The sequence below is a fragment of the Candidatus Wallbacteria bacterium genome, assembly GCA_028687545.1.
In the GTDB taxonomy this organism is placed as follows: Bacteria; Muiribacteriota; JAQTZZ01; order JAQTZZ01; family JAQTZZ01; genus JAQTZZ01.
This window is the reverse complement of the sequence record JAQTZZ010000094.1, coordinates 1-6,532: the sequence shown is the minus strand read 5'-3', so window position 1 is coordinate 6,532 and position 6,532 is coordinate 1. Positions and strand designations below refer to the sequence as shown.

5 protein-coding genes are annotated in these 6,532 nt (G+C 49.2%); all 5 read left to right on the top strand.

Annotated elements, in window-relative coordinates; translation table 11 throughout:
* Window positions 1–2,235 (top strand): CBS domain-containing protein (locus tag PHW04_18875; protein MDD2717958.1); only part of this gene is annotated, 2,235 nt, incomplete at its 5' end.
* A gap of 84 nt (window positions 2,236–2,319) precedes the next feature.
* The gene (locus tag PHW04_18870; GenBank protein MDD2717957.1) at window positions 2,320–3,045 is read left to right on the top strand and encodes a site-2 protease family protein; all 726 of its coding nucleotides are present in this window, start codon (window positions 2,320–2,322) and stop codon (window positions 3,043–3,045) included.
* An 8-nt stretch (window positions 3,046–3,053) separates the two neighbouring features.
* Window positions 3,054–4,352, top strand: a complete 1,299-nt coding sequence (locus tag PHW04_18865) for a pyrimidine-nucleoside phosphorylase (protein MDD2717956.1) — start codon at window positions 3,054–3,056, stop codon at window positions 4,350–4,352.
* Between the two features lie 164 nt (window positions 4,353–4,516).
* Window positions 4,517–5,347 (top strand): bifunctional 5,10-methylenetetrahydrofolate dehydrogenase/5,10-methenyltetrahydrofolate cyclohydrolase, encoded by an 831-nt coding sequence (locus PHW04_18860; protein MDD2717955.1) that lies wholly within the window; start codon window positions 4,517–4,519, stop codon window positions 5,345–5,347.
* A complete protein-coding gene (locus tag PHW04_18855) occupies window positions 5,326–6,477 on the top strand; it encodes an NADP-dependent malic enzyme (GenBank protein MDD2717954.1) in 1,152 nt (383 codons plus the stop codon). The genes PHW04_18860 and PHW04_18855 overlap by 22 nt, the downstream gene beginning before the upstream one ends.
* Window positions 6,478–6,532 lie beyond the last annotated feature (55 nt).

Sequence of the window (6,532 nt, the reverse complement as noted above, 5' to 3'; positions counted from 1 at the left end):
CTTAAAGAGCGGAACATCACCTGTTCCATCCTGGAATACACTCTGTTCATGATCGGAATCCATGAGGATACGGGATCCTGCGTCAATACTGGTACCACCTGGCGGGACGCTCAGGCTGTAGCAGAGCTTCTCAAGTCCGGCGCCAACCTCCTGATGGCCCAGCAGTTTCTTGAGTCGCGCATCAGCCCCGAGCAGGAAGGACTTTACCAAAAACTTCTCAGCAGCAAGGAGCGATGGGAGATCAAGGGTAACATTATCCATTTCTACAGAGCTGTTACTGGCAGTTATGTCGAAGACGCGGATGTGGTGGTTCAACGCCTGCGGGAAAACGACGGCGCCCGTGTGCTGTTCTGCCTGCTTACACTGCCCAAAAAATCCTATCTGATCGCGAGAAGCCGCAATGACCGCGTCCAGGTGGGTGAAATACTTGCTACGCTAGGTGGGGGAGGGCACAAACATGCTGCTTCCGCCACCATTGAAGAAACCGACTGGAGCTCAGTCCGCCTGAATCTGCTTAAAAGTCTTGAAAAAACCATCCGTCCGGGCCGCCAGGCTTCGGAAATCATGCAGAGTCCAGTAAAATCTGTGGATATGGATATAACGATCGGTGATGCCCACAAGATTCTGCTGCGTTATGGGTTTGGCGGTCTGCCTGTCGTTGATGGAAACGGCAAACTCACAGGTATCATCAGCCGGCAGGATATGGCCAAGGCGATCCTGCACGATTTTTCCCACGCCCCGGTGCGGGCCTACATGACCCAGCATGCAATTTCCATGAATCCGGAGACCCCGCTGGAAGTGCTGGAAATGGTAATGATGCAGCGTCAGATCTCCAGGATACCGATTGTAGACCGGGAAAATCGGCTGCTGGGCATTGTTACTCGCGGCGATTTGTTCAACAGTCTTTATAACGGCACATTCGCCTCGGATTATCACACCACTTTTTTAGAGCCCAGAGAATCCACCAGAAATGTTTCCCGGGTTCTGGAGAATTTACCTGCTTCAGCGCTTAAAACATTACATGAAATTGGCAGACTGGCTGATCAGGAACGAGTCGGATGTTTCTTAGTCGGCGGCATTGTCCGCGATTTGATCATGTCCCGTTCAAGTCAGGATATCGATATTGTGATAGAAGGAGACGCCATTAAATTCGGGAAGCAGATTGAGAATTGTTTCAGGGGAGCTTCACTGCATTTTTTCCCTAAATTCGGCACTGTATCATTGAAAATCAGCGGTCTTAGAATCGATTTTGCTTCCGCAAGAGTCGAGTTTTATGAAACTCCCGCTGCACTGCCTGATGTTGAACTCTCATCTTTGAAAAACGATCTCTACCGCCGGGATTTCACCGTCAATTCCCTGGCGATTCGGTTAAATCACAACGGATTCGGAGATCTCGCCGATTATTACGGTGGTTATCAGGACATTGCGGACGGGCTGATCCGGATTCTTCACCGGATGAGCTTTGTAGAAGATCCGACCAGGATTCTGCGCGCGGTGCGCTTTTCCAGCAGATTTTCATTTGCGATTGAAGAGATGACTCTGCGGATGTTGAAGACAGCACTGTCTGAAAACGTATTCAAACTGCTGACCCCTGAGCGGATAGGGAAGGAGCTTGCCTGCCTCTGCCAGGAGGAAGATTTCAGTCGCGTGCTCAGCCGCTTCAACGAACTTAAGCTCTCACGCCTGATCTTTGGTCTTTCAGTGGATGAACGAAATCTTGCCGCTCTGAAACGAGTTGATGGCCTGATCAAGGAAACTGGTATACGCTGTAATCGATTTCAGATCAATCTCCTGGTACTGACGGAAAGTCTTTCTATCCAGAAAACGATCGATTTTCTGAAGTGTTACAAGCTGTCTGACAGCCTGTCCGGGCATCTTGAGCGCTATCTGGAAGAGCAGCATTTCATTCTCAAGCATCTTTCCAAGAACAGGAATTTTAAAAACAGCGAACTTTTCAAGATTTTATCAGCCGAACGGACGGAGATTCTGATTTTTCAACAAGCGGTGAATGAAAATAAATTTTATCGGGAAAATATCAGGCGTTATCTTAATCTGACAGGAATCAAGCTGAAAATTACCGGCTCTGATCTGATCGGCCTGGGTCTGAAATCCTCTCCGGAGATTGGATCCATTCTCAGCGAAATCCGTTCCGCTAAGCTGGACGGATTCGTGAACAGCAAGGAAGAGGAGCTTTCTCTGGCGCGGAAGCTTATGAGAAAAATCAGACCTCAATAGTTTTGCAAGTGTCTCCATTGTATAAATAACCAGGTCCAAGTATAATTTATTCAAATCTGCAAGGAGACGCCTGGCCTGCTTATCATGGACAACAGACAGAATATCATCAGGATCGGGATTGTCTTCCTGGTCCTGATCATTCTTAATAATCTTCTGAAAAACGGCCTGGAGGGAGTGCTCAGCGGGATACTTAATTTCACTTTACTCGCAATTCCAGGGGTTTTCGCGATAGTTCTGCACGAGTTCGCGCACGGCTATGTTTCATTTAAACTGGGCGATCCCCTGCCCAAGATCAGCGGCAGGTTGAGCCTTAATCCATTGCGGCATCTTGACCCGCTCGGCACGATCATGATTTTCATCGTCAGCATCGGATGGGCCAAGCCAGTGCTGATAGATCCACGCTATTATAAAAACCGCAGACTGGGGGAATTTCTCGTCGCCCTGGCCGGTCCTGCCACTAATTTAGCGCTGGCGATACTGTCTGCGATCCCTCTCTTCTACTTGCCTCGGGAGGCGTCGATTTTTTTCACGATTCTGGGTAAAATATTAATGTTTTCGTTCCAGATCAATACCGCTCTTACGGTCTTCAATCTACTGCCTATCCCGCCGCTTGACGGTTCAAAGCTTCTGTATTTTTTCCTGCCTGATTCCTCGGCAGATGTACTCCGCCAGTATGAGATGTATGGCGCGATTTTTATGGTGGTGCTTGTGGTCACCGGATATTTCGAGCGGTTTCTGAGCCCTCTGTTGGGCTATGCGCAGCAGGGGATCATCTGGCTGTTGAGCCGGTTTCTGTTAAACCTAAATTAGGAGGTCTGATGAAAGTTTACGACATCATTGCGAAAAAGCGTGACTGCAAGGTTCTGCCTAAAGAGGAGATCGATTTCATGGTGCAGGGCTATACCAGGGGAACGATCCCGGATTATCAGATGTCGGCTTTCCTGATGGCTGTCTTCATTCGAGGGATGAACAGCCGTGAAACATCGGATCTGACAGTTTCCATGCTGCATTCCGGAGAAATCGTGGATCTCTCAGGGATCAAAGGATTCAAAGTGGACAAACACAGCACAGGCGGAGTCGGTGACACTACAACCCTGGTGCTAGCCCCGCTGGTGGCATCCTGCGGAGTTCCGCTCGCGAAAATGTCCGGCCGCGGACTCGGCCATACCGGCGGGACGCTCGATAAACTGGAATCATTCCCTGGATTCAAAGTGGAAATACCCAAGAAAAAATTCATGGAAAATGTTAACAAATACGGGATTGCTGTTGTCGGCCAGACTGCCGACATCGCTCCTGCGGACAAAAAAATCTATGCCTTGAGAGATGTGACAGCCACTGTAAACTCCATCCCATTGATCGCAGCTTCCATCATGAGTAAAAAGCTGGCAGCCGGGTCAGACGGGATAGTGCTCGATGTCAAGACAGGCATAGGCGCTTTCATGCAGAAACTGCCAGATTCCGTCAGACTGGCCAAAGCCATGATCGAGATCGGTAAAATGAACGGCAAAAAGATGAACGCCGTGATTTCGGACATGGACCAGCCTCTGGGCGACGCAGTGGGCAACATGCTGGAGGTCAGGGAAGCGATCCTGACCCTGATGGGGGAGAAGAAAGGCAATCTGCTTGAAATCTGCCTGACTCTAGGCAGCCTGATGCTTGCCCAGGCCGGCAGATGCAGAAAAACCTCAGAAGGACGCGTTCTGCTCCTGTCCCAGATTAAAAACGGCAAAGCTTTGCTCAAAATGAAAGAATTCATCAAGGCTCAGGGTGGAGAAACTAAAGCTATCGATAATCCTGACAGATTACTCTGCGCAAAAACAGTCTCTGCAGTGAAATCAAAAAAAGATGGATTCATCACCCGCTGCGACTCTCTGAAAGTGGGGAAAGCTTCGTTCATCCTCGGCGCAGGCAGGGAAACCAAGGATGATGTAATCGACCTGGCTGCCGGAGTCCTGCTTGAACACCGTATCGGAGACAGAGTTAAAAAGGGTGAAGTGCTGGCCAGGATTTACACGAATCGGACAAAACCGCTGAAAGAAGCGGAAGCTCTTGTACTGGAAGCCTTCGAATTCGGGGCGAAGAAGAAGGTCAGTAAACTGATACATAAGATACTGTGAAGATGCATAGAGGTTAGTAGGTTGGTAGGTTGGTATGTTGGTAAGTTAGGGAACGGATATTTAATGCACAGCAAATATGTGTAAAAACTTTCTTCCATACCAACATACTAACATACTGACATACCAACTTCATGGGGAACTGAAAATTTCTTGTGAAGGTGTATATGAGTAAAATCATTGACTGCAAGGCAATCGCGGCAGAGATTATCGCGGAAACCGATGAATTGAGGAAATCCCTCCAGACTGTTCCCTCTGTAGTCGTTTATCTGCTGAGCACTGACGAAGCTTCGGCAAATTATGCGAAAAACATCGAAAAAGACGGGAAAAAGCTGAATTTTGAAGTCAGAATCCGCTCCGAAAAACCGGATTCTTTCCGGGCCAGCTTTGATCATGCGAATCATGACCATGAGACGCACTGCATCATGATTCAATATCCGCTGCCTCAGGAATATGATTCTGCGAAAATCTTGTCTGCGCTTGACCCTAAAAAAGACATCGACGGGCTTTCTGACGGGAACTCGCTGGCTCTCTACCAGGGACGGACGGGACTTTTTCCCTCCACTCCCCAGGCTGTATTGGAAATACTGAGGCGCGTGATCAAGGATCCGGAGGGAGAATCAGTGACTGTGATCGGACGCAGCAGGATCGTTGGTCTTCCGCTGTTCCACCTGCTCCTCTCACACAATTTCACTCCCACTGTCTGCCACAGCAGGACAAAAAACCTGCCTGATCTCTGTAAAAAAAGCAGAATCATAGTAGCAGCAGTCGGTAAAGCCCGGATGATAGATGAGCGTTTTCTCAGTGCAGAACAAGTGCTGATCGACGTAGGGACAAATTTCCGGGAGGGGCAATGGGTAGGGGACTTTGATTTCGAACAATGTCTGCCTGCCTGCCGCCTGATCACACCAGTGCCTTCAGGAGTCGGTACTGTCACCAGAGCTGTTTTATACAGAAATATAGTAAAGGCGGCCTTATGGCAAAAAAATCTGATTTGAAGCTTAGATCCGTAATGATGCATCGGAAGTATAAAGGCAAGCTTGCCACAAGCTGCAAGGTGCCGCTCAAATCCAGGGCAGATCTCTCCATCTGGTACACTCCAGGAGTAGCGGCTGTCTGCGAAAAGATCGCGACAGACAGGGACGAGTCTTTCGAACTCACCAACCGGGGGAACACGGTCGCTGTGGTCACTGACGGCAGCGCAGTACTTGGTCTTGGAAATATCGGAGCTTACGCGGCACTGCCGGTCATGGAAGGTAAATGCATACTTTTCAAACGTTTTGCCGGACTGGACGCGGTACCTGTCTGCCTTGACTGTCAGGATCCGGAAAAGCTGGTGGAGATGATTGCAGCGCTGGAGCCGAACTTTGCCGGAATAAATCTTGAAGACATCAGTTCACCCCGCTGTTTTTACATCGAAGAAGAGCTGAAAAAGAAACTTTCAATTCCAGTGATTCATGATGATCAGCATGCTACAGCCATCGTTACGCTGGCTGCGATGATCAATGCCCTTAAAATCACAGGCCGGAAAAGGGGAGATTTGCGTGTGGTCTGTTCAGGAGCCGGAGCAGCTGGAATGACAGTGATGAAATTGCTTTTGTCTTACGGAATCCGTCGAATTTCGGCCTTTGACTCGCGTGGACCGATTTATCCCGGCCGCAAAGCCAACAATCCCTATCTCGATGAATTCTCCGCTTCGCTGGAATGCGGTTATGACAGCCTGTCCCAAGCCCTGTCCGGGGCTGACGCTTTTATCGGGCTGTCAGCAGCCGGGCTTGTTAAACCGGCAGATATCAGATCCATGAATCGGTCGTCGATCGTTTTCGCCATGGCTAATCCTGTACCTGAAATCATGCCTGAAGACGCTAAATCCGCCGGCGCCTGCATTGTAGCATCCGGAAGATCTGATTATCCGAATCAGATCAACAATGTGCTGGTTTTTCCCGGATTGTTCGCGGGAATGATCAGGACAGGGACGAAAAAATTGACCGAAAAAATTAAGATCAGGGTGGCGGAACAGATCGCAGGGCTGGTGCCTGAATCGAGATTGTCCCGCGGAATAGTGGTGCCCGGAGTTTTCAACCGCAGGCTGGTTGATTCCATCAGAGCAGGAATTGAAGCAGCTTGACCGCTGATAAATATTCTCGGCAAATGTTCCTCTCCAGTTTTTTATTTTTTTTCTG

What these genes read in the sequence shown, in the direction of transcription:
- PHW04_18860 (MDD2717955.1), top strand. Translation starts at nt 4,517, where the DNA reads ATGAGTAAAATCATTGACTGCAAGGCAATCGCGGCAGAGATTATCGCG.
- PHW04_18855 (MDD2717954.1), top strand. Translation starts at nt 5,326, where the DNA reads ATGGCAAAAAAATCTGATTTGAAGCTTAGATCCGTAATGATGCATCGG.
- PHW04_18870 (MDD2717957.1), top strand. Translation starts at nt 2,320, where the DNA reads ATGGACAACAGACAGAATATCATCAGGATCGGGATTGTCTTCCTGGTC.
- PHW04_18865 (MDD2717956.1), top strand. Translation starts at nt 3,054, where the DNA reads ATGAAAGTTTACGACATCATTGCGAAAAAGCGTGACTGCAAGGTTCTG.